Origin of the sequence: Streptomyces sp. NPDC005302, assembly GCF_040607345.1 — a bacterium.
GTDB lineage: Bacteria > Actinomycetota > Actinomycetes > Streptomycetales > Streptomycetaceae > Streptomyces.
In genome coordinates, this window is the sequence record NZ_JBEXGN010000043.1 from 1 (window position 1) to 22,775 (window position 22,775).

Here is a 22,775-nt window from a genome sequence, read left to right on the forward strand (position 1 = left end):
AGCAGGGGCAGTGCGGCCATCTGAACGCCGTCGCCCCACGACGAGGCGATCGCGGCCACCCACACCTTGTTGAAACTGCTGCCCAAGGGCGGCTGGACCGCCTTCGTCTTCTCTTTACCGGTCACTTTCAACGAATCTCCCGAGAACGAATACCTGGACAACTACAGCGAGACAATGCGAGACCACCCCGGACAGGGGAGGAAAGGGCTCAGACCTTTCCCTGTTTTTCCGCGTTACCGGCCAGCTTTGCAGCCAATATCTGTCCAATTTCGGACAGTGGGCGGGGCTGGGTCATGGCCCCGTGCACGCAGTCGATGGCGTGCACCTCGACACGTCCGGTCGTATGCGGAGACCAGACATCGGGGGCGAGTTCACTGCCCGCCTTGTCGGCGGCGGCGGCAAAGAAAAGTATGTCGCCCATGAACTTCCCGACAGTGATGTGATCGCTCAAGTTGGCGATGTCCACGAAGACTTCGGTCAGTGCCGAGAACTCATCCGCGCCGAGTCCGGCGAGAGGGCTTTCCGGCGATGTCGGGTCATGTCCGATGGACTCGATGACGGCACTCAGTACGTCCGGGCTGTCGTACGACAGCCGCTCGCTCTCCCAGCCGTCAGTGGGCAGGTAGCTGTCCATCATGGCGAGCAGAGCCACTTCCTCGCCGTCCTCTTGCAGGCGGACCGCGACGGCGTGAGCCACGATGCCCCCGAAGGACCAGCCGAGGAGGGAATAGGGACCGGACGGCTGGACCGTTCGGATCTCGTTCAGATAGTCCTCGACCATCTCCGTCAAACAGGGCGCCGCGGCGTCCGGCTTGCTGAACTTGCGGGCCTGCAAGCCGTAGAGGGGCTGCTGACGGTCCAAATGGCGCAGGAGGCCGGAGTACGCCCAGCTGAGCCCGATCGCCGGATGGATACAGAACAGCGGGTCGAGATCGCCCTCGGCGCGCAGGGGGAGAAGGACCCCGAACGAGTGCCCGGAAGAACTCCCCGGAGTCCGGTCCAACTTCTCGACCAGGGTGGCGATGGTGGGGGTTTCGAAGAGGGCGGGTACTGGGAGTTCGACGTTGAGGGTGGTTCGTATGCGGCTGATGAGTCGGGAGGCGAGGAGGGAGTGTCCGCCGAGGGTGAAGAAGTTGTCGTCGATGCCGACGGTGGGCACGCCCAGGACTTCGGCGAACAGTCCGCACAGGATCTCCTCCTGCGGATTCCGCGGACCGCGTCCCGTCGCGTCCGCCTCGAACACGGGCGCCGGCAGGGCCCGCCGGTTCAGTTTGCCGTTGGTCGTCAGCGGCAGCTGATCGAGCACCATGAACGCGGAGGGGACCATGTACTCCGGCAGTAGACCGGCCGCGTGTGTGCGCAGGGCCTCGGTGTCCGGGGTGTCGTTGCCGGCCTCGGCGACGATGTAGGCGACGAGGCGTTTGTCGCCCGGCTGGTCTTCGCGGGCGGTGACGGCGACCTGGGAGAGCCCGGGAAAGCGGCTCAACACGGCGTCAATCTCGGCGAGTTCGATGCGGAAGCCGCGGATCTTGACCTGGTCGTCGGCTCGGCCGACGAACTCGAGGAGGCCTTCGGGGGACCAGCGGGCGAGGTCGCCGGTGCGGTACATGCGGCTGCCGGCGGGGCCGAAGGGATCGGCCACGAACCGTTCGGCCGTCAGGTCGGGGCGTCCGAAGTAGCCGCGGGCCAGTCCTGTTCCCGCCAGGTGGAGTTCGCCGGCCACGCGTGCCGGGGCCAATGCCAGGGTCTCGTCGAGGATGTAGGCGCGCATGCCGTCGAGCGGACGCCCGACGGGTATGGGCGCCGGCACCGTGTCGGCCGTGGTCCAGGGGGCCTGGGAGGCGAAGAGCGTGGTCTCGGTGGGGCCGTAGGCGCAGCGCACGATGGTGTCGGGGCAGTGTTCCAGCACTCGTTGTACTGCGGTGGGGGAGATGAGGTCACCGCCGGTGATCACCTCGCGGACGCCCGCGAAGCAGGCGGGGTCTTCTTCGGCCATCAGCCGGAACAGGCCTGCTGTGATGTCCAGGCCGGTGATCTCTTCCTCGGCGATCAGGTGTGCCAGTTCGGCGACGCCGAGGTCACCGTTCGGGGTGATGACGGTGCGTCCGCCGTGCAGCAGGGGCACCCAGAAGGCGTACGTTGAGGGGTCGAAGGCGTACGAGGCCAGCAGCAGTACTCGCTCGTGCGCACCCGCGCCGAACATGCCGTCCACGACCAGGTCGAGGATGTCGCGGTGGGTGACGGCCACGCCCTTGGGGCGTCCTGTCGAGCCGGATGTGTACATCACGTAGGCGAGTTGGTCGGGCCGGCTCTGCACGCCTGGGGCGCTGAGCGGCAGCCCGGCCAGCTCGGGATCCTCGTCCACCAGCACAATTGCGGGAGCGGCAGGCGCGCCCCGGTCACGCATCGCCCGGTCGGTCAGCAGTACCGGAGTGGTCGTCTCGTCGACGATCCACTGCATCCGCTCCAGCGGATAGTCGCTGTGCAGGGGCAGGTAGAACGCCCCCGCCTTGAGCACCCCCAACAGCGCCACGACCAGGTCCACCGAGCGTTCCATGAGCACCGCGACCGGCGCCTCCGGACCCACTCCCAGATCCACCAGCCGGTGCGCGAGCTGATTCGAGCGCTCGTCCAACTCCCGGTACGACAGCTCCCGTCCGGCGCACCGCACCGCCACCGCATCCGGAGACCGCAGTGCCTGAGCCGCGAAGGCAGCCGGCACCGAACCAGCCTCAAGTCCCTCACCGGACTCCACGCCGGCCGACAACTCCAGCAACCGCTCGCGCTCTGTCTCCGACAGGATCTCCGCTTCACCGATCCGGCGGTCGGGAGCGGTGCTGAGCTGTGTCAGTACCCGTACCAGCTGGGCCACGATTCGTTCGGCGGTGTCCTTCTGGAAGACGTCGGTGTTGTACTCCAGCATTCCGTCGAGCCCGGCCGGGCGGTTGTCGGCCTCGTAGTGTTCGTTGAGGATGAAGCCGAGATCGAACTTGGCCGTTCGGGTACTGAACACTTCCTCGGCTTCGGTCACCACGCCGGGCAGCGACAACACGTCTCCACCGGTGTTCTGCAGGACCACCATGACCTGGAAGAGCGGATGCCAGGCCAGTGAGCGAGTCGGATTGACGGCCTCGACCACGCGCTCGAACGGCACGTCCTGGTGCATGTAGGCGGTCAGCGCGGTCTTGCGGACCTGATCCAGGAGTTCTCGGAACGTGGGGTTCCCTGAAGTGTCGGTCCGCAGTACGAGCGTATTGAGGAAGAGGCCGACCAGATCGTCGAGGGCCTCGTCGGTGCGTCCTGTGCTCGGGGTGCCGATCGGGATGTCCGAGCCCGCGCCCAGCCGGCTCAGCAGGGTGGCCACGGCGGCCTGGAACACCATGAACACCGTGGTGTTCGTGTCGCGGGCCAGGTCGATGAGCGTGCGGTGCAGCTCGGCGCCGATCCGGACCGGCACCATGTCGCCGCGGTAGCCGGCCACCTTCGGCCGGGGGCGGTCGAAGGGCAGCTCGAGCCGGTCCGGGCTTCCCTCCAACGCCGCTGTCCAATAGAAGAGTTGCTTGCGCAGCAAGGAGTCGGGGTCGTCCTCCGCGCCGAGGAGCTGCCGCTGCCACAGGGTGTAGTCCGCGTACTGCACCGGCAACGCCGGCCAGGTCGGGGCCCGACCATGGAGCCGGGCGCCGAACGCGGTCTCCAGATCGCGTCCGAGAGGCCCCATCGAAGCGCCGTCGCTCGCTATGTGATGCACGAGCAGCAGCAGTACCCGCTCCCGCGCGCCGATGGTGAACAGCGTTGCCCGCAGCGGGGGTTCGGCGGACAGGTCGAAGACGTACTGCCCGGCCGTCCGCAACGTCGCATCGATCTCCGTGCCGCCACAGCTGACGTGGTGCAGCTTCAGGTCCACGGCGTCCGCTGCCAGCACTGTCTGGGCCGGGGTTCCGTCGATCTCCCGGAAGACCGTCCGCAGGCTCTCGTGCCGTACCACGACATCGTTCAACGCCTGTTCGAGGGCGTCCGCGTCCAGGTCCCCGGTGATCCGGAACGCGACCGGGACGTTGTAGGTGGCGCTCGGCCCTTCCAGCTTGTTCAGGAACCACAGCCGGTTCTGGGCCGGCGACAGCGGAACCAGCTCCGGGCGCTCCACCACCGTCAACGCGGGCCTGGCCGAGCCCGCCGCCGCGACCCGGCCCGTCAACGCCGCGACCGTGGGGGCCTCGAACAAGGTCCGCACCGGCAACTCGACACCCAGGACCGACCTGATCCGGCTGACCACCCGGGTCGCCAGCAGGGAATGCCCGCCCAGCTCGAAGAAGCTGTCGTCGACACCCACCGCCGGCACGCCCAGGATCTCCGCGAACAGCCCGCACAGGATCTCCTCCTGCGGAGTCCGCGCAGCACGCCCGCTCACCCCCGCCTCGTACACGGGTGCGGGCAGAGCCCGCCGGTCCAGCTTGCCGTTCGTCGTCAACGGCAGCCCATCCAGCATCACGAACGCAGAAGGAACCATGAACTCCGGCAACAGCCCGCCCACATGGGCACGCAGGGCATCCGCGTCCGCCCCACCGCTCCCGGACTCGGCCACCACATAGCCCACCAGGCGCTTGTCTCCCGGCTGGTCCTCCCGCACCACGACCGCAACCTGTGACACCGCCGGGTGTCGGCCCAGCACCGCCTCGATCTCGCCCAGCTCGATGCGGAAGCCGCGGATCTTGACCTGGTCGTCGACCCGGCCGACGAATTCGAGCTGGCCGTCACCTCGCCACCGCACCAGGTCCCCGGTGCGGTACATACGGCTGCCGGCCGGTCCGAAGGGATCGGCCGCGAACCGCTCCGCCGTCAGTCCCGGGCGACGCAGGTAGCCTCGGGCCACGCCCGAGCCCGCGATGTACAACTCTCCCGGCACCCCTCGCGGAGCCAGCCGCAGCCGCTCGTCCAGGACGTACGTCCGGGCGCCCCGCACGGGGGCTCCGATGGGGGTGGACGCGGACGGATCGGTGCCGGACAGCGGCTCGCTGGCCGTCGCCGAGATCGTCGTCTCGGTGGGCCCGTAGAGGTTCAGCATCCGCCGTCCGTCGGCCCACCGCGCGGTCAGTGCCGGGGGACACGCCTCGCCGCCGACGCTCAGCACGCGCAGGGCGGGGAAGTGCCGCGCCGGGAGGGTTGCGAGCACGCTGGGCGGCATGTCGGCGCAGGAGATCCGGCGCTGCTCCAGGTAGTCGCCGAGAGCGTCCCCCACCAGGGGGCCGGGCGGGGGCACGACGAGGGTCGCGCCGAAGCAGAACGCCCGGAGGAAGTCCTCGAAGGCCATGTCGAAGCTGATGGAGGCCAGCTGCAGGACACGGTCGTCCGGCCGGACCTGGTACTTCTCCGCCACCGTGGCGGCCAGCGCGCAGATGCCGCGGTGCGTGACGGCCACGCCCTTGGGCGTGCCGGTGGAGCCCGACGTGTAGACGGTGTACGCCAGGTCGTCGGGCCGGAGACGAGCGGTCCGTTCGGCATCCGTGGGATCGGCGCCGTCGAGTCCGGACAGGGCCGCGGGGTCGTCGAGGACCAGGGTGGCCGGGCCGCCCCGCGGGAGCCGCGCGGCCATCTCCCGGCTGGTGAGCACACGCACCGGGGCGGCGTCGTCGAGCATGAACGCGATGCGGTCCGCCGGGTACTCCGGATCGACGGGGAGGAAGGCGGCACCGGCCTTCATGATGCCCAGCAGCGCCGCCACCATCTCCACCGAGCGCGGCACCGCGAGCGCCACCAACTGCTCGGAGCCGACGCCCTGCCCGATCAGCCAGCGGGCCACTTGGTTGGCCCGCGTGTTCAACTCGGCATAGGTGAGTACGGTGCCTTCGTGCTCCAGCGCCGGCGCGTCGGGGCGGAGCGCTGCCTGCTCCTGGAACAGGTCGGTGAAGAACCGGTGTTCAGGAGCCGGGCCCCCGGCTCCCTGGGCGAGCAGTTCGCTCCGGTCGGTCGGGGAGAGCAGTTCGGCGGCACTGATCGGCAGATCGGGGCGCGCCGCGACGGCCGCCAGCAGCAGCCGAAGACCCTCGATGAACCGCTGCGCGGTGCTCACGTCGGACAGGTCCGTACGGTATTCCAGGAAGCCGTCGAGCCCCGCGGGTTCCCCGGCGCCGTCCGTGACCTCGTAGAAGTTGAACGTGAGATCGAAACTGGTCACGTCTTTGGTGAGGTCTTCGGTGACGGCCGACAGACCGGGCAGTTCGAACGCGGGAGCCACGTTGCTGTGCATCACCAGCATGACCTGGAACAGGGGATTGCGGGCCAGCGACCGCTCCGGGTTGAGGATCTCCACCAGGCGTTCGAACGGGACGTCCTGGTGGGAGTAGGCGGCGAGGTCGGTCTGCCGGGTCCGGGCGAGGAGTTCGCGGAACGTGGGGTTTCCGGAGGTGTCGTTCCGTAGGACGAGGGTGTTGACGAAGAAGCCGACGAGGTCGTCCAGTGCTTCGTCGGTGCGTCCTGCGACGGGGGTTCCGAGGGGGATGTCCGAGCCTGCGCCCAGCCGGGTCAGCAGGGTGGCGAGAGCGGCCTGGAGCACCATGAACAGCGTGGTGTTCGTCTCCCGGGCGAGGCTGTGGAGTGCCCGGTGCAGCTCGGCGTCGATCCTGATCGGGACGGTGTCGCCGCGGTAGTCGGCCACCTTCGGCCGGGGGCGGTCGAAGGGCAGCTCGAGCTGATCGGGAAGTCCCTGAAGTGACCGCTTCCAGAAGGCCAGTTGCTCACTCACGAGAGAGCGGGGATCGCCTTCCGCGCCGAGCAGCTCGCGCTGCCACAGCGTGAAGTCGGCGTACTGCACGGGCAACGGCGACCAGGCCGGCGCCGTACCCGCACATCGTGCGGTGTAGGCGAGGCTGATGTCACGGGCCAGCGGGGCCAGCGACGAGCCGTCGTTCCCGATGTGATGCTGTATCAGAAGCAGGACGTGCTGGTCCGGGCCGGTCGCGAACAGCCGTGCTCGCAGGGGCAGATCGACAGTGACATCGAAAGCGGTGTTGCCGGCCGCTCGAAGTGCCTCGTCCAGGTCCGCTGCCTCGACCTCCACCACCGGCAGTTCGGGGCGGACCTGGTCGGGCTCCAGAATGAGCTGCTGAGGCTCCCCGTCGACTTCCGGGAACACCGTCCGCAGGGTCTCGTGCCGCCCGATCACATCGACCATCGCCGCTTCCAGAGCCGCACGATCGAGATCCCCTGAAAGGCGTACCGCGAGCGGCAGGACATAGGTCCCGCTCGCCCGCTCCAGCTTGTTGAGGAACCAGAGGCGGTTCTGCGCGGGTGACAGCGGGATCCGCGCCGGGCGCTCCACCGCGGTCAGTGCGGGCCTGGCCGAGTCCGCTTCCGTGAGCCGGTCGGCGAGAGCGGCGACGGTGGGGGCCTCGAAGATGGCCGGTACGGCAAGTTCGATGCCCAGGGTCGATCGGATGCGGCTGGCCAGGCGGGTCGCGCTGAGGGAGTGGCCCCCCAGCGCAAGGAAGTCGTCGTCGATGCCGACCGAGGGCAGACCCAGGATCTCCGCGAACAGTCCGCACAGGATCTCTTCCCGCGGGGTCCGCGGGCCGCGTCCGGCTCGGGTCGTCGTCGGCTTGCCGGGGGCGGGCAGGGCGCGCCGGTCGAGCTTGCCGTTGGTGGTCAGCGGGAGCCGGTCGAGCACCACGAACGCGGAGGGGACCATGTACTCCGGGAGCAGACCGGATGCGTGCGCGCGCAGGGCCTCGGTGTTCGGGGTGTCGTTGCCGGCCTCGGCGACGATGTAGGCGACGAGGCGTTTGTCGCCGGGCTGGTCGTCGCGGGCGGTGACGGCGACCTGGGAGAGTCCGGGGAAGCGGCTCAACACGGCTTCGATCTCGCCGAGTTCGATGCGGAAGCCGCGGATCTTGACCTGGTCGTCGGCCCGGCCGACGAACTCCAGGAGTCCTTCGTCGGAGCAGCGGGCGAGGTCGCCGGTGCGGTACATGCGGCTGCCGGCCGGGCCGAAGGGGTCGGCCACGAACCGTTCAGCCGTCAGGTCGGGCCGTCCGAAGTAGCCGCGGGCCAGTCCCGCACCCGCGATGTAGAGCTCCCCGGCCACCCCTGCCGGAACCGTCTGCAGGTCGTCGTCGAGGATGCAGGCGCGCATCCCGTCCAGTGGGCGCCCGACCGGTATCGGTGCCGGCACCTCGTCAGCAGCCCTCCACGGGTGCTGAGTGGCGAACAGCGTGGTCTCGGTCGGACCGTACGTCGACCGCACGACGGTGTCCGGGCAGTGCTCCAACACCCGCTGCACCGCGGTCGGGGAGATCACGTCACCGCCGGTGATGACCTCTCGCACACCCGCGAAGCAGCCCGGGTCCTCCTCGGCCATCACCCGGAACAGACCCGCCGTCACCTGAAGCCCGGTGATGGCCTCCTCACTGATCAGCCGGGCCAGTGTCGCCACGCTCAGATCGTCTCCGGGCGTCACCACCGTCCGCCCACCGTGCAGCAGCGGCACCCACAGTTCGTAGGTCGAGGGATCGAAGGCGTACGGAGCCACCATCAGCACCCGCTCGTGCGCACCCGCCCCGAACATGCCGTCCACGACCAGGTCGAGGATGTCGCGGTGAGTGACCGCCACCCCCTTCGGACGCCCCGTCGAACCCGACGTGTACATCACGTACGCGAGCTGCTCGGGCCGGCTCTCCACACCCGGGTCACCGACCGGCAGCCCGGCCAGCTCGGGATCCTCATCGACCACCACCAGGGCAGCACCACTGGGCAGACCACGGTCACGCATCGCCCGGTCCGTCAGCAGCACCGGAGCGGACGTCTCATCCACGATCCACTGCATCCGCTCCAACGGATAACCACTGTGGAGCGGCAGGTAGAACGCCCCCGCCTTGAGCACCGCGAGCAGCGCGACGACCAGGTCCACCGAGCGCTCCATCAGCACCGCGACCGGCGCCTCCCGGCCCACTCCCAGACCCACCAGCCGGTGCGCCAGCTGATTCGACCGCTCGTCCAACTCCCGGTACGTCAACTCCCGCCCGGCACACCGCACAGCAACCGCACCCGGGGACCGCAGTGCCTGAGCCGCAAAAGCCGCCTGCACCGATTCGTCGATCATCGCCACGTTCGACTCGAATGACCGATCCTCGACAAAGTCAACAGCATCTGCAGCGTGCATTGCCAATCACCCTCTTTCGGTGTTGAGACCGCGCGAAGTTCAGCGGGGGCCGGCAACGCGGATGATCGTCGCGGAATGTGAGGCCCCGGATGGCGCATGATCGTTGCGGAACGGAAGGCTTCGGATAGCGTGAGAGTGTCGCGGAATGGTTATTCCGCCATCTCCGCAGTCAGATTAGGTGAGCGACCACGGGCGGTCACGCTTCTCTGTGGTGGAGAAGCCTGGATCTCAAGCGATCCTGAGTCGCACTTCGAGTGCGGACGGTGTCCTCGAATTCGGATCCAGAGCCGCTTGAGGATCGCTCCGGAGCCCGTGCGGCCCCAGCAGGTCGAGGGATACCGTGCCGCCAGTGGCTCACCTGGGAGCTGCCCCGTAGAGGTCAAGACAATGCCGTCGCGACCAATCGAAATCGCACGTCACCCGGCCCGTGCACCCACAAGGAACAGAAGGAGCGAGGTCATGACCAATCCTTTCGAAAACCCCGAGGCGGAATACCTCGTACTGGTCAACGAAGAGAAGCAGTATTCGCTCTGGCCGAAGTTCGCTGAGGTGCCGGCCGGCTGGACCACCGTGCATGCGAATGACCGCGCATCCTGCATCGAGTACATCAACTCGAACTGGACGGAAATGCGGCCGCACAGCCTCGTACAGCAGATGAATGCAACGGCGTGAGCCCCTTCCGCCCCCACCGACCCCAGTTCCTGCCCGCACAGTCAACCGAGACAGTGAATCAAATGGAAAATTCGAAGGTGTCCATTTTCGATGAACTCTCCATTGACCATGTCGAGTTCTATGTACAAGACACGGCGGTGGCCGCAGCGCAGTTCATAGACAGCTACGGGTTCGAGATCTACGGAGCTTCCGAGCCGGCGGAGTCCGCCGAGGTCATCCGTTCCGTGGCACTCGGCAAGAATCAGATCCGGCTGGTGCTGACGATGGCGCAGGGTGCCGACCACCCGGCGGCCGCTTACGTCGGGCAGCACGGTGACGGGGTGGCCAATATCGCGCTCGCGACCTCCGATGCCACGCAGGCATTCACCGAGGCCGTCCGCCGGGGTGCCGCGGCCGTAGTGGAGCCGACCGAGCGGGACGGGCTCATAACGGCGTCGATCAGGGGCTTCGGAGATGTGATGCACACATTCGTGCAGCGCACCGCCAGGAGCGACGCGCGGACACTTCCGGGCTTCTCACCGGTTCCGGAAGCGGGTGCCCCGTTCGACAGCGGCCTGGGCGAGATAGACCACTTCGCCGTCTGTCTCGAAGCCGGGCAGCTCGCGTCCACCGTGGAGTTCTACGAGAAGGTCCTGGACTTCCAGATGGTCTTCGAAGAGCGCATCGTGGTGGGCAGTCAGGCCATGGATTCCAAGGTGGTCCAGAGTCGATCCGGCTCCGTCACGCTCACCTTGATAGAACCCGACACCTCGCTCGAGCCGGGGCAGATAGACAAGTTCCTGAAGAATCACGACGGGGCCGGCGTCCAGCACATCGCTTTCACCACGGACAACATCGTGCAGTCGGTGGGCCTGCTCAAGTCCCTGGGTGTGTCCTTCCTGAGCACTCCGGATGCCTACTACCGGCTGCTGTCCGTGGATCTGACCAAGCACTCGGTTCCCGAACTGCAGGAACTGGACGTCCTCGTCGACGAGGACCACGACGGTCAGTTGTTCCAGATCTTCACTTCCTCGGTCCACCCGCACGGCACATTCTTCATGGAGGTCATCGAGCGTCTGGGGGCTCGCACCTTCGGGAGCGGGAACATCAAGGCGCTCTACGAAGCCGTCGAACGGCAGCGGGCCGAAGCGGAGGCCGCGTAGTCATGGCCCAGTTGTCCGGGGGATCGGCCGGTACGGCGGGAACGCAGCCCGTGTGCGTGAACGACCTGCGACAGTCGGCCGCGGCGCGGCTGGCGCCGGCGGTGTGGGACTTCATCGCCGGTGGCAGCGGCACGGAATCCACCCTGGACGCCAACCGTGCGGCCCTGGACAGCGTGTCACTCGTGCCCAGAGTGCTGGCAGGCGTCAAAAAGACCGATACGACCGCGCAGTTGCCGGGCACGTCGTCAGCGCTGCCTCTCGCCGTCGCGCCGATGGCGTACCAGCGACTGCTGCATCCGGAGGGCGATCTCGCAGCCGCGGAAGGCGCTTTGGCAGCGCAGGTTCCCTTTGTGGTCAGCACGATCAGCAGCCATTCGCTGGAGGACATCGCCAAGGTCGGGGCGGCTTTGTGGTTCCAGCTGTACTGGCTGCACGACCGCGGCCGGATGGTCGAGCTGATTCGGCGCGCCGAGCACGTCGGTTGCCAGGCGTTGATGGTCACCGTGGATGTCCCGATCATGGGCCGTCGGCTACGCGACCTGCGCAACGAGTTCGCGCTTCCCTCCTGGATCCGTAGTGCCAACCTCGAGCCGGACGGCCCCTCCGAGGCGCATTCCCGCCGGCCCGGCGAGTCGGCCGTGGCCGCGCACACGAACATCGCCTTCGACCCCACGTTCGGCTGGTCCGACCTGGAATGGCTCCGGGAGCAGACCCGGCTTCCCCTGGTGGTCAAAGGCATCCTTGATCCCAGGGACGCGGAACAGTCCGCCGGCCTCGGGGCCGACGCGGTGGTGGTGTCCAACCACGGTGGCCGGCAGTTGGACGGCGCGCTGCCCAGCATCACCGCGCTGCCCTGGGTGGTCGAAGCGGTGGGCGGGCAGTGCCAGGTCCTGATGGACAGCGGCGTCCGCAGCGGCACCGACATCCTGCGAGCACTGGCGCTGGGCGCCGATGGAGTCCTGGTGGGACGTCCGGTGCTGTGGGGGCTGAGTACCGCCGGGGCCCGGGGAGTCACCCAGGTGCTTTCGCTCCTGCGGACGGAACTCGAGGAGGCACTCCTCCTGGCCGGCTGTGCCGACCTGGCCGCCGCACGCACCCTGCGCTCGTTCGTTTCCGGTATGCCGGGCTGATACCCCGTCTGCGGCCTGGCCGCCCCCCGGCGCCATCGAACAGCTTCGGCATCGTCCGTGAGTACTGACTATTGAGGGAGAAGACGTCATGCAAGGCGAAGAAGACCACGAGTTCGATGTCGTTGTCGTCGGCGGTGGGCCGGGTGGCTCCACCGTGTCCACCCTGGTGGCCATGCAGGGTCACCGTGTTCTTCTCCTGGAGAAGGAGGAGTTCCCCCGTTACCAGATCGGGGAGTCCCTGCTGCCTTCCACGGTGCATGGCATCTGCAAGCTCCTCGGTGTCTCCGACGCGCTGGAGAAGGCAGCGTTCATGCCCAAGCGTGGAGGCACCTTCCGATGGGGGAGCAGCCCCGAGCCATGGACGTTCTCCTTCTCCGTCTCCTCGACCTTCTCGGGCCCGACCTCGCTGGCCTACCAGGTCGAACGCATGAAGTTCGACCAGATCCTCCTGGACAACGCGCGAGACAAGGGAGTCCAGGTCCGCGAGAAGAGCTCCGTGGTGGATGTCATCGAGGAGGACGGCCGCGTCAGCGGGGTGCTCTACAGCGACGCCGACGGAGTCCGGCACGAGGTGCGCAGCCGCTTCGTCGTGGACGCCTCCGGCAACAAGAGCCGCATCCAGAGCCGCATCGGCGGCACCCGGCACTACTCGGAGTTCTTCCAGAACATCGCGCTCTTCGGCTACTTCGAGGGCGGAAAGCGGCTGCCCGCCCCCAACTCCGGCAACATCCTCTGCGCCGCCTTCAACTCCGGCTGGTTCTGGTACATACCGCTCACCGATGAGCTCACCAGCGTCGGCGCCGTACTGCGGCGCGACGCTCTGGAGCGAGTTCAGGGAGACCGGGAGAAGGCCCTGATGGGCCTGATCGACGAATGCCCGCTCATCGCGGAATACCTGTCCGAGGCACGCCGGGTGGAGAGCGGACCCTACGGCGAGGTCCGGGTCCGCAAGGACTACTCGTACAGCCAGGACACGTTCTGGCGCCCCGGCATGGTCCTGGTGGGCGATGCGGCCTGCTTCATCGATCCGGTCTTCTCCTCCGGCGTACACCTCGCCACCTACAGCGGTCTTCTCGCCGCCCGCTCCATCAACTCGTGCCTGAGCGGCGACTTCGAAGAGACGAAGTGCTTCGAGGAGTACGAACTGCGGTACCGGAACGAGTACTCCCTCTTCCACGACTTCCTGGTGGCGTTCTACGACATGCACCAGGACGAGGACTCGTACTTCTGGACCGCCAAGAAGGTCATGAACAGCTCGGCACCCGGACTCGAGTCCTTCGTCGAACTGGTCGGCGGTGGAGCCTCGCACGAAGGCGGACTGGTCAACCCCGCCTCCTACACCGAACAGCGCGAGTCCACGTTCCGGGAGTTCTCCGAGCTGGCCGACCGGCCCGCGGGCGAGAGCGGAACGGATCGCGATCTGTTCGACTCGACGCTTGTCCAGTCGGTCCTCGAAGAGGGGGCCAAGATCCAGGTCCATGCCGCGCTGGGCGACGCCGAGGACGACGAAGGCCCGATGCGGGAAGGCGGTCTGGTGCCGTCCGCCGACGGTATGCGCTGGGCGGACTTCGCCTACTGACCTGATCTCGCCTCGGGGTGCCGGCAGGCCGGCGGCGTCGGCCGGGCGAGCCCTGCGGTGGCCGCCGGCCGCCCACAGGCTGAAGGGGGTAACGATGATACGAACGATGGCTGTGGTCGGCACGGGCCTGATCGGTACATCGATCGGCCTGGCGCTCAGCCGGCACGGCACAACCGTGCACTTGCTCGACAAGGACGAAGTAACGGCTCGCACGGCCGCCGCCTTGGGCGCGGGAGTGTTGGGCGCTTCGGACGAACAGGTCGACCTGGCGGTGATCGCGGTACCACCGAGCGCGGTCGGCGACGTCCTCGCGCAGATGCAGTCACGAGGGCTGGCCCGGAGCTACACCGACGTGGCCAGTGTGAAGGCGCAGTTGGCGCGGGACATCCGGAAGTCCGCTCAGACTCCGGCCAGTTACGTGGGCGGGCATCCTCTGGCCGGCCGTGAGGGACGCGGCCCGCTCGCCGCTCGCGCGGATCTCTTCGAGGACCGGGCCTGGGTCCTGACTCCTTCGGAGACGACGTCCCAGGACGCGGTGAACCGCGTGCTCGAGATGGTCGCGCTGTGCGGGGCGGTCCCCGTGATCATGGAGAGTCGCGCGCACGACAACGCGGTGGCGCTGACTTCCCACGCTCCTCATCTGGTCGCCAGCCTCATGGCCGCGCGACTGCAACACCGCTCGCGAGAGGCGTTCCGGCTCGCGGGGCAAGGGCTGCGCGACGTGACGCGGACAGCTGTCAGGGACACCGGCTTGTGGAGCGACATCCTGCAGGCCAACGCACCGGCTGTCGCCGGAGTACTCCGGGAGCTCAAAGACGATCTGACGACACTGCTGACCACGCTCGACGACTTGTCCAGCACACCGCAGGACGTGAGGAGCCAGAGCCTGGAGCCGATGGTGGACCTGCTGAACAGGGGTGCCGCCGGACTGGCCGCGATTCAGGGGTGGCAGGCCGCGGACCGGGAGGCGCACGTGGAGGTGCTGGTCGCCGAGAGCCCCGGACAGTTGGTGCGTCTGCTGGACGCTCTCAAGACATTCCATGTGGAGGCCGAGGACGTGGTGCCGCGGCATTCCCCGGAGGAAGGAAACCTGTCCATCACGTTCGCGGTGCCGGCGGCGCGTGCCGGCCGGATCGTCGTCGAGTTGGGCCGAGCCGGTTGGAACGCCGCATCCGTCGACCCGGTCTCCGGCGCTCGGCAGCAGAAAACAGCAGGAGTGCTCGCCTCGCGAGCCGGGTGAGCTGTACCGGGAATTATGGGTTCGATTCTTAACGGCTTTTGGTTTGGCATGGCACCCCGGGTGCACGACAGCCTCGGCGCAGAGGTTCTGTCGTTTCAAGCGAGTTGACTTGTTGCCGGCACGGTCCCACCGAATTCATCTCGTCGGCCCGACTCGGGTCGACGCTCACAGCATTGCGACTGCGGACAGAGGACAGGTGAATGTACGCACAAAAAGGCTCCATTGCTGACCCTCTTCGTGTGGCTATCATAGGCACGGGAAATATCGGCTGCGATCTGCTGCTCAAGGTCATGGCCTCACCCCAGCTCCGGTGCGACTCCTTCGCCGGCCGGCGCATCAGCTCTCCGGGCATAGAGCTCGCCGACTCCCACGGGATCCCGACGACGGCCGGCGGGATCGACGCGGTCGCCGAACTGGCGGACCGGATCGACCTGGTCTTCGACGCGACGTCGGCCAAGGACGCGGTGCACAACTGGAGCATCCTCGAAGGCCTGAACATCCCCGTCATCGATCTCACGCCGTCGCATCTCGGCAAGTTCTGCGTTCCGGCGCTGAACCTCGAGGAGTGCCTCACCGAACAGAACGTGAACATGGTGACCTGCGGTGGACAGGCCGCCGTTCCCATCGCGCGCTGCTTCAGCGACGCCTCCGACGGCTTGGGATACCTGGAGATCGCCACAGCCAGCTCATCGGCGAGCGTCGGCCCCGCGACGAGGGCGAACATCGACGAATACGCCTTCACCACTCAGCATGCCACTCATGAATTCTGCCGGGTGGACACCGCCAAGACGATTCTGATCATCAACCCGGCGGAGCCGGGAATGGTCATGCGGAACACCATCGCGGTCCCGGCTTCCGAAAACCTCGACATGGAAGCGCTGCGCGTCTCGGTCGACAACATGGAGAAGCGAATCAATTCCTACGTCCCGGGCTATCGGGTGGTCGTTCCGCCGGTCGCCACCGACGATCGCATCATGGTGACCATCGAAGTAGAAGGACTCGGAGACTGGTTGCCGCGCTACGCCGGGAATCTGGACGTCATCACCTGTGCGGCAGTGGCTGTTGCCGAAGGCCGAGCGGAGGCACGTCGATGAACACACACGCCGAGCGGCAGCTCAAAATCTGCGACACGACCTTGCGGGACGGAAACCACGCCGTAGCCCACCAACTGGGTTATGCGGACATCGTCGCCTACGCCCAGGCCGCCGAACGTGCGGGAGCCGACCTCCTCGAGGTCGGGCACGGCAACGGACTTGGCGCCTCGTCCATCCAAGTCGGACGTGCCGCACTGACCGACGCCGAGATGCTCACAGCCGCGCGCGCCCAGTTGAAGGAGACACGGCTCGGCGTCCTGTCGATCCCCGGGTTCGCGACGGTCGAACGCGACCTGAAGCCCGCACTGGACCACGGAGTCGACGAGGTCAGGGTCGGCGCTCACTGCACCGAAGCGGACGTGACCCGCCAGCAGATCACCATGCTCCGTGAGTTGGGTGTCACGGTCAAAGGCATGCTGCTGATGAGCCACATGGCGTCGACCAAGACGCTCATCGAGCAGGCACGGCTCATACAGGGGTACGGAGCACACGCCGTCATCCTGATGGACTCCGCGGGTGCGTACACTCCGGCCGCCGTTACCGAAAAGGTCGGCGCACTCGTCGAGGAACTCGACATCGAGGTCGGCTTCCACGGCCACAACAACCTCGGCCTCTCGGTGATGAACAGCATGGCCGCCGTCAAGGCCGGCGCGACCATCGTGGACGTGACGGCGCGCGGCTTCGGCGCGGGGGCCGGCAACGCCCCGCTCGAACTAGTCGCCGCGAACCTGCACTTGGAACAGATCGAGACCAAACTCCAGCTGTTCGCGGCACTTGACGCGGCCGATCTCGCCGAATCCACCTTCGTCAAGCGCATTCCGACGAACGACAGCGTCACCATTGCGAGCGGAATCGCCGGTGTCTTCTCCGGATTCGCCGCACCCACACGCCGCGCGGCGGAACGCTTCCAGGTGGATCCACGAGAAATCCTGATGGAGCTGGGCCGCAGGGGCGTCGTCGCCGGCCAGGAAGACACCATCATCGAAGTGGCGATGGGGCTCGCCCAGCAGAACTCCCTGCACGACGTCATGTGCTGATCGTTCAGAACACGGAGGAACAGAAGTGAACGTGGATTCCGTACGCGAAGTGGGAGCGGATTTTGCGGCGGTCGCCGCACTGCTCCAGATCGGTGCCGAGATCGGCGTGGACCAGGTGCTGGACTCGGGTCGCACGTTCGGCATCGCCGATCTGGCCGAGGCGACAGGCCTACCCCAGGAAAGCCTCAGGGAGTACGTACACGCTCTGTCGGCCGCCGGGCTGGTCGCCGCCGAGGACGGGAACGACCTGTACCGCGCGTCCGACGACTACCCGGACTGGAGGCACGAGGTCGGATACCTGTCCTGGGCGCTGACCGCCAACAGTCCGCTCGTGCAGAACGCCCGGGCCTTCCTGTCCGACAGCACGTCCGCCGCCGACGCCCACCACCGTGACGGGCGCCGGGTAGCGGTCAGTTCGCGCTGGATAGGGGACCGGGCCTTCTACCCCGCCGTCATCGAACGGGTCGTGGCCGCCGACGCGAAGCACGTCGTCGACCTCGGCGCGGGCGCGGCCGGTCTGCTCATCGACCTCCTCGTTCAGGACGACAGCCGTTCCGGTGTCGCCCTCGACCTGAGCCCGGCCGCTTGCGCCGCCGCGCGAGAAGCCGCGGGACGAGCCGGCGTGGACGGTCGGCTGCAGGTCATCGAGCGGTCGGTCGAGTCTCTGATCACCGACCCCGGTCCGCTCGAAGGGGCGGACGTCATCCAGGCGTGCTTCGTCATGCACGACGTCCTGCAGAACGAATCCGTCTTCGAGGACGTCCTGCGCACCTGCCACAAGGCCCTCGCGCCGGGCGGCGTCCTGGCCGTGGTCGACGCCGTCTCGTACGGGCAGGAAGCTCGCGAGCGCAAGTTCAGCGCCCTCTTCACCTACCTGCACGCGAATTTCATGGGAATCAAGCTGCCCACCGCTGACCAGTGGGTCGAAAAGTTCCGCAGCGCCGGCTTCTCGAACGTCGACTGCGTGTCAGAGATCATGCCGGGCGGTCGGCTGTTCGTGGCGACCAAATAGCTTCCCAAAGCCTGAATGGAGGCGTGCCGAGAGACGGACAGCTGCGCCGGCCACCTGCGCGCAGCAGTCGATTCGGCCACGAGTTATGCATCAGGATCCACACGCCGTTCACGAGCAAATAGCCCTCGAACTGTGGAACGCCAAGAACGAGCGCAAGGCGATACCGTCCATCTCCGCTCGGTATCCCGAGTTCACCGCGCTGGACGCCTACGCCATCCAGCGCACGTTCCGCACCCTTGAACACAAGAACGGGGCGGTACATGCGGGATACAAGATCGGCGCCACGAGCGTCTCCATCCAGGAGATGTTCGGCGTCGATCAACCGGATTTCGGCTTTCTGACCGAAGGCATGCTCCTCGCCGACGGCGCCTGCCTCGACCCGGCATGGTTCATCTCACCCAAGGTCGAGGGGGAGATCGCCTTCCGGATCGGCGCCGACCTCTCCGATCCCCGTACGACGGCCGCCGATGTACTGAAGGTCACCACCGAGGTCCATCCCGCCTTGGAGGTGCTCGACAGCCGCATCAAGAACTGGGACATCGCATGGGTGGACACCGTCGCGGACAACGCCTCGTCGGCCATGGCCGTCCTGGGTGAGGCCGTTCCCTTCGACGGGCGCGACCTCGCCGCCGAGACGATGGTGTTCGAGTCGGGCGATTGCGTTCAGACGGCGAACGGGTCGGCCGTGATGGGACATCCCGCGGAGTCCGTGGCCTGCCTTGTGCGCATATTGGCCTCCTTCGGCGCGGGGATCAGCGCCGGCGACCTGGTCATGTCCGGATCGCTGGCCGCGGCGGCCGACCTCGGACCGGGCGCTGTCGTCAGGGCGTCGTTCGAGTCCTTGGGATCCGTTTCCCTTTCCACTTCCAGCAATTGAGCTCTCACGCAGCTCTCCCCATCCGAAACACGTTCGACCCCGATATCGAAAGAGGGTGATTGGCAATGCGTGCCGCAGATGTTGTTAATTTTGTCGAGGATCGGTCATTTGCGTCGAACGTGGCGATGATCGATGAATCGGTGCAGGCGGCCTTCTCGGCCCAGGCACTGCGCTCCCCGGATGCGGTGGCGGTGCGGTGTGCCGGAGGGGAGCTGTCGTACCGGGAGTTGGACGAGCGGTCGAATCAGCTCGCGCACCGGTTGCTGGGTCTAGGCGTGGGTCCGGAGGCGCCGGTCGCGGTGCTGATGGAGCGCTCGGTCGACCTGGTCGTCGCGCTGCTCGCGGTGCTCAAGGCGGGGGCGTTCTACCTTCCCCTGCACAGCGGCTATCCGCTGGAGCGGATGCAGTGGATCGTCGACGAGACCTCCACTCCGGTTCTCCTGACCGACCTGGTCATGCGTGGTCGTGGCGTGCCGGCTGCTCCGGTGGTCGTGGTGGTCGATGAGGATCCCGAGCTGGCCGGGCTGCCGGTCGGTGACCCGGGTGTGGAGAGCCGGCCCGAGCAGCTCGCGTACGTGATGTACACGTCCGGTTCGACGGGGCGTCCGAAGGGGGTGGCGGTCACTCACCGCGACATCCTGGACCTGGTCGTGGACGGCATGTTCGGGGCGGGTGCGCACGAGCGGGTGCTGATGGTGGCTCCGTACGCCTTCGATCCCTCGACCTATGAACTGTGGGTGCCGCTGCTGCACGGTGGGCGGACGGTGGTGACGCCCGGAGACGATCTGAGCGTGGCGACACTGGCCCGGCTGATCAGTGAGGAGGCCATCACCGGGCTTCAGGTGACGGCGGGTCTCTTCCGGGTGATGGCCGAGGAGGACCCGGGCTGCTTCGCGGGTGTGCGGGAGGTCATCACCGGCGGTGACGTGATCTCCCCGACCGCGGTGCAGCGGGTGTTGGAGCACTGCCCGGACACCGTCGTGCGCTGCGCCTACGGTCCGACCGAGACCACGCTCTTCGCCTCCCAAGCCCCCTGGACCGCGGCCGACACGGTGCCGGCGCCGATACCGGTCGGGCGCCCGCTCGACGGGATGCGCGCCTACGTCCTCGATGAGACCCTGGCACCGGCTCCGGCAGGAGTGGCCGCCGAACTGTACCTGGCGGGTGCGGGGTTGGCCCGCGGCTACTTCGGGCGGCCCGACCTGACGGCGGAGCGGTTCGTGGCCGACCCCTTCGGCCCGGCCGGCAGCCGCATGTACCGCACCGGCGACCTCGCCCGCTGGTCCCACGAAGGACTCCTGGAGTTCGTGGGCCGGGCCGACGACCAGGTCAAGATCCGCGGCTTCCGCATCGAACTCGGCGAGGTCGAAGCCGTGTTGAGCCGGTTCCCCGGGCTCTCCCAGGTCGCCGTCACCGCTCGTGAGGACCAGCCGGGTGACAAGAGCCTCGTGGGATACGTGGTCGCCGGGGGCGGCACCAGCAGCCCGGACACCGATGGCCTGCGCGCGCACGCGTCCGGTCTGCTGCCGGAGTACATGGTCCCCTCCGCGTTCGTGGTGCTGGACCGGCTCCCGCTGACCGCCAACGGCAAGGTCGACCACCGCGCCCTGCCCGCCCCGGAGACGCCCAAGCCGGCCCGAGCCGGACGCGGCCCGCGGACCCCGCGGGAAGAGATCCTGTGCGGACTGTTCGCCGAGGTCCTGGGCGTGCCCGCGGTCGGCATCGACGACAGCTTCTTCGAGCTGGGCGGCCACTCCCTGCTGGCGACCCGCCTGGCCAGCCGGATCCGGGCGATCCTGGGCGTGAAACTCTCGATTCACCGGCTGCTCAAGACTCCCACCGTGGCGGCCCTGTCGAACCTCGGCCAGGTGGACAGCGAGGAGCAGGACAGCGCACTGGAGCCCGTGCTGGACCTGCGGCCGGTCGGCAGCCGTCCGCCGCTGTTCTGCGTGCACCCCGGAGGCGGCATGGCCTGGTGCTACGCCGGGCTGCTGCGCTACGTCCCGAGGGAGTTCCCGGTGTACGGGCTGCAGGCCCGTGGCCTGGCCGCGGACGAGCCGTTGCCCGCCGATCTGGATGAGTTGATCGAGGACTACCTGGGCCGAATACGGGCGATCCAGCCGTCCGGCCCGTACTCCCTCCTCGGCTGGTCCTTCGGCGGCAAGGTCGCCCACACCCTGGCGGCGCGCCTCCAGCAGGAGGGCGAGCAGGTGTCCCTGCTGGCCGTGCTCGACGCCGGCACCGGAGGGCACGCCAGCGAGGACAGCACGCGCAGCCGGCGCGATCTCCTGGAGCTCGCGTTCGACGGAATCGGGGCCTTCCATGCCGAACCGGGTGACGACCCGATCGAGATGCCGCGAATCCTCGAGTTGCTCAAGTCCCACGGCGGAACACTCGCCAGCCTCGAGGAACGGACCGTAGCCGCTCTCATCGACATCACGGAGAACAACCTCAAGATCAGCCGGCCGGCAGCCCCCGAGCAGTTCGACGGAGACATGCTCTTCTTCGAAGCGGCCGGGCGGGACGGCGCGTCCACCGGACTCGCGGAGGTCTGGGAACCGTACGTGAGCGGCCACATCGAAAAGCACGTGACCCCTTTCGAGCACATGCAGATGATGAGCACCGACGCGCTCGCGGACATCGCTCCCGTTCTGGCTCGAGCGCTGAAGAAGCAGTTCTGACGAAATGAAGCAGCTAAGGAGCCATTGATGTCCGACAAACCGAAGCCCAACAGGTCGAAGCTGCACCGAGGGCGGGTCCTGCGCGTCGACTGGGTGACCCCGCACATGGCCAGGGTCGTGCTGGGCGGTGAGGGCCTGCAGGGGTTCGCCGCCGGCCAGTACACCGATCACTACATCAAGTTGATCTTCCCCCTGGAAGGCGTGCGGTACCCCGAGCCCTTCGACATCTCGGCCATTCGCCGGGACTTCCCCCAGGACCAGTGGCCCAAGTCCCGTACGTACACGGTCCGTCGGTGGGACCCGGATGCCGTCGAACTGTCCGTGGACTTCGTCTATCACGGTGAGAGCGGTCTGGCCGGCCCCTGGGCCTCGAAGGTCAAGCCCGGGGAGGAGATCCACTTCATCGGTCCCGGCGGCGGCTACTCGCCCGGGGCGGAGGCCGATTGGCATCTGCTCATCGGGGACGAGAGCGCCCTGCCCGCGATCGCGGCTTCCCTGGAGGGGATGCCGTCAGGAGCGGTCGCCAAAGCGTTCATCGAGGTCTCGGGTCCGGAAGAGGAGCAGAAGATCGAGACACCGGCCGACGCCGACATCACCTGGCTGCACCGTGGGGAGCGTCAGATCGGCGACTCGCTCCAAGAGGCCGTCTCCGCCGCGGACTTCCCGATCGGAACCGTGCAGGCCTTTGTCCATGGTGAGGCGCACTTCGTGAAGGCGATGCGCCATCACCTGCGCATGGAACGCGGTCTGACACGCGATCAGGTGTCCATTTCCGGCTACTGGCGGCGCGGGGCGGACGAGGAGGGCTGGCAGTCCTCGAAGTCCGAGTGGAACCGTGACGTGGAGGACGCGCCGGCGTAGCGGTCGGCCCCTTTCGTGACATCGGTGACCTCGCGCCCCCTGCGCGTGGGCGGCGGGGTTCCCGATGGGCCAGTGCGCGTATTACGTCTGGGGCGACCGGAATTCGCATGATCCGAACACTTTGTCTCGCTGTAGTTGTCCAGGTATTCGTTCTCGGGAGATTCGTTGAAAGTGACCGGTAAAGAGAAGACGAAGAAGGCGGTTCAGCCGCCCTTGGGCAGCAGTTTCAACAAGGTGTGGGTGGCCGCGATCGCCTCGTCGTGGGGCGACGGCGTTCAGATGGCCGCACTGCCCCTGCT

The 22,775-nt window shown here is 67.5% G+C and carries 12 protein-coding genes; 11 read left to right on the forward strand and 1 reads right to left on the reverse strand.

Annotated features, from left to right (window positions below; translation table 11 throughout):
* Positions 1-208: 208 nt before the first annotated feature.
* Positions 209-9,091, reverse strand: coding sequence for an amino acid adenylation domain-containing protein (locus ABZT74_RS34090; RefSeq protein ID WP_356441311.1), 8,883 nt, complete (start codon positions 9,089-9,091; stop codon positions 209-211).
* Between the two features lie 519 nt (positions 9,092-9,610).
* Between ABZT74_RS34090 and ABZT74_RS34095 the strand changes: the two genes are divergently transcribed.
* The 11 genes from ABZT74_RS34095 (at position 9,611) to ABZT74_RS34145 (ending at position 22,476) form a co-directional block, all read left to right on the forward strand.
* On the forward strand, positions 9,611-9,823 hold the full coding sequence (locus tag ABZT74_RS34095; RefSeq protein WP_329298195.1) for an MbtH family protein: 213 nt from the start codon (positions 9,611-9,613) through the stop codon (positions 9,821-9,823).
* Between the two features lie 62 nt (positions 9,824-9,885).
* Complete coding sequence (gene hppD / locus ABZT74_RS34100; protein ID WP_356441314.1) at positions 9,886-10,965, forward strand: 4-hydroxyphenylpyruvate dioxygenase; 1,080 nt, start codon at positions 9,886-9,888, stop codon at positions 10,963-10,965.
* A gap of 56 nt (positions 10,966-11,021) precedes the next feature.
* On the forward strand, positions 11,022-12,095 hold the full coding sequence (locus tag ABZT74_RS34105; protein WP_356441317.1) for an alpha-hydroxy acid oxidase: 1,074 nt from the start codon (positions 11,022-11,024) through the stop codon (positions 12,093-12,095).
* Positions 12,096-12,183: 88 nt separating this feature from the next.
* On the forward strand, positions 12,184-13,674 hold the full coding sequence (locus ABZT74_RS34110; protein WP_356441320.1) for a tryptophan 7-halogenase: 1,491 nt from the start codon (positions 12,184-12,186) through the stop codon (positions 13,672-13,674).
* A gap of 106 nt (positions 13,675-13,780) precedes the next feature.
* Positions 13,781-14,914 (forward strand): prephenate dehydrogenase, encoded by a 1,134-nt coding sequence (locus ABZT74_RS34115; RefSeq protein WP_356441323.1) that lies wholly within the window; start codon positions 13,781-13,783, stop codon positions 14,912-14,914.
* Between the two features lie 239 nt (positions 14,915-15,153).
* Positions 15,154-16,008, forward strand: coding sequence for an acetaldehyde dehydrogenase (acetylating) (locus ABZT74_RS34120; protein WP_356441326.1), 855 nt, complete (start codon positions 15,154-15,156; stop codon positions 16,006-16,008).
* Positions 16,005-17,045 carry a 4-hydroxy-2-oxovalerate aldolase gene (dmpG, locus tag ABZT74_RS34125; protein WP_356441329.1) on the forward strand — a complete coding sequence of 347 codons (1,041 nt, stop codon included), beginning with the start codon at positions 16,005-16,007 and terminating at the stop codon, positions 17,043-17,045. The genes ABZT74_RS34120 and dmpG overlap by 4 nt, the downstream gene beginning before the upstream one ends.
* Before the next feature lie 49 nt (positions 17,046-17,094).
* The gene (locus ABZT74_RS34130) at positions 17,095-18,057 is read left to right on the forward strand and encodes a methyltransferase (RefSeq protein WP_356441332.1); all 963 of its coding nucleotides are present in this window, start codon (positions 17,095-17,097) and stop codon (positions 18,055-18,057) included.
* Positions 18,058-18,142: 85 nt separating this feature from the next.
* Positions 18,143-18,934, forward strand: coding sequence for a fumarylacetoacetate hydrolase family protein (locus ABZT74_RS34135; RefSeq protein WP_356441335.1), 792 nt, complete (start codon positions 18,143-18,145; stop codon positions 18,932-18,934).
* A 125-nt stretch (positions 18,935-19,059) separates the two neighbouring features.
* Entirely contained in the window at positions 19,060-21,615 is a 2,556-nt protein-coding gene (locus ABZT74_RS34140; RefSeq protein WP_356441339.1) for an amino acid adenylation domain-containing protein, read from the forward strand.
* A gap of 27 nt (positions 21,616-21,642) precedes the next feature.
* On the forward strand, positions 21,643-22,476 hold the full coding sequence (locus tag ABZT74_RS34145; protein ID WP_356441342.1) for a siderophore-interacting protein: 834 nt from the start codon (positions 21,643-21,645) through the stop codon (positions 22,474-22,476).
* The last annotated feature ends 299 nt before the right edge of the window (positions 22,477-22,775 follow it).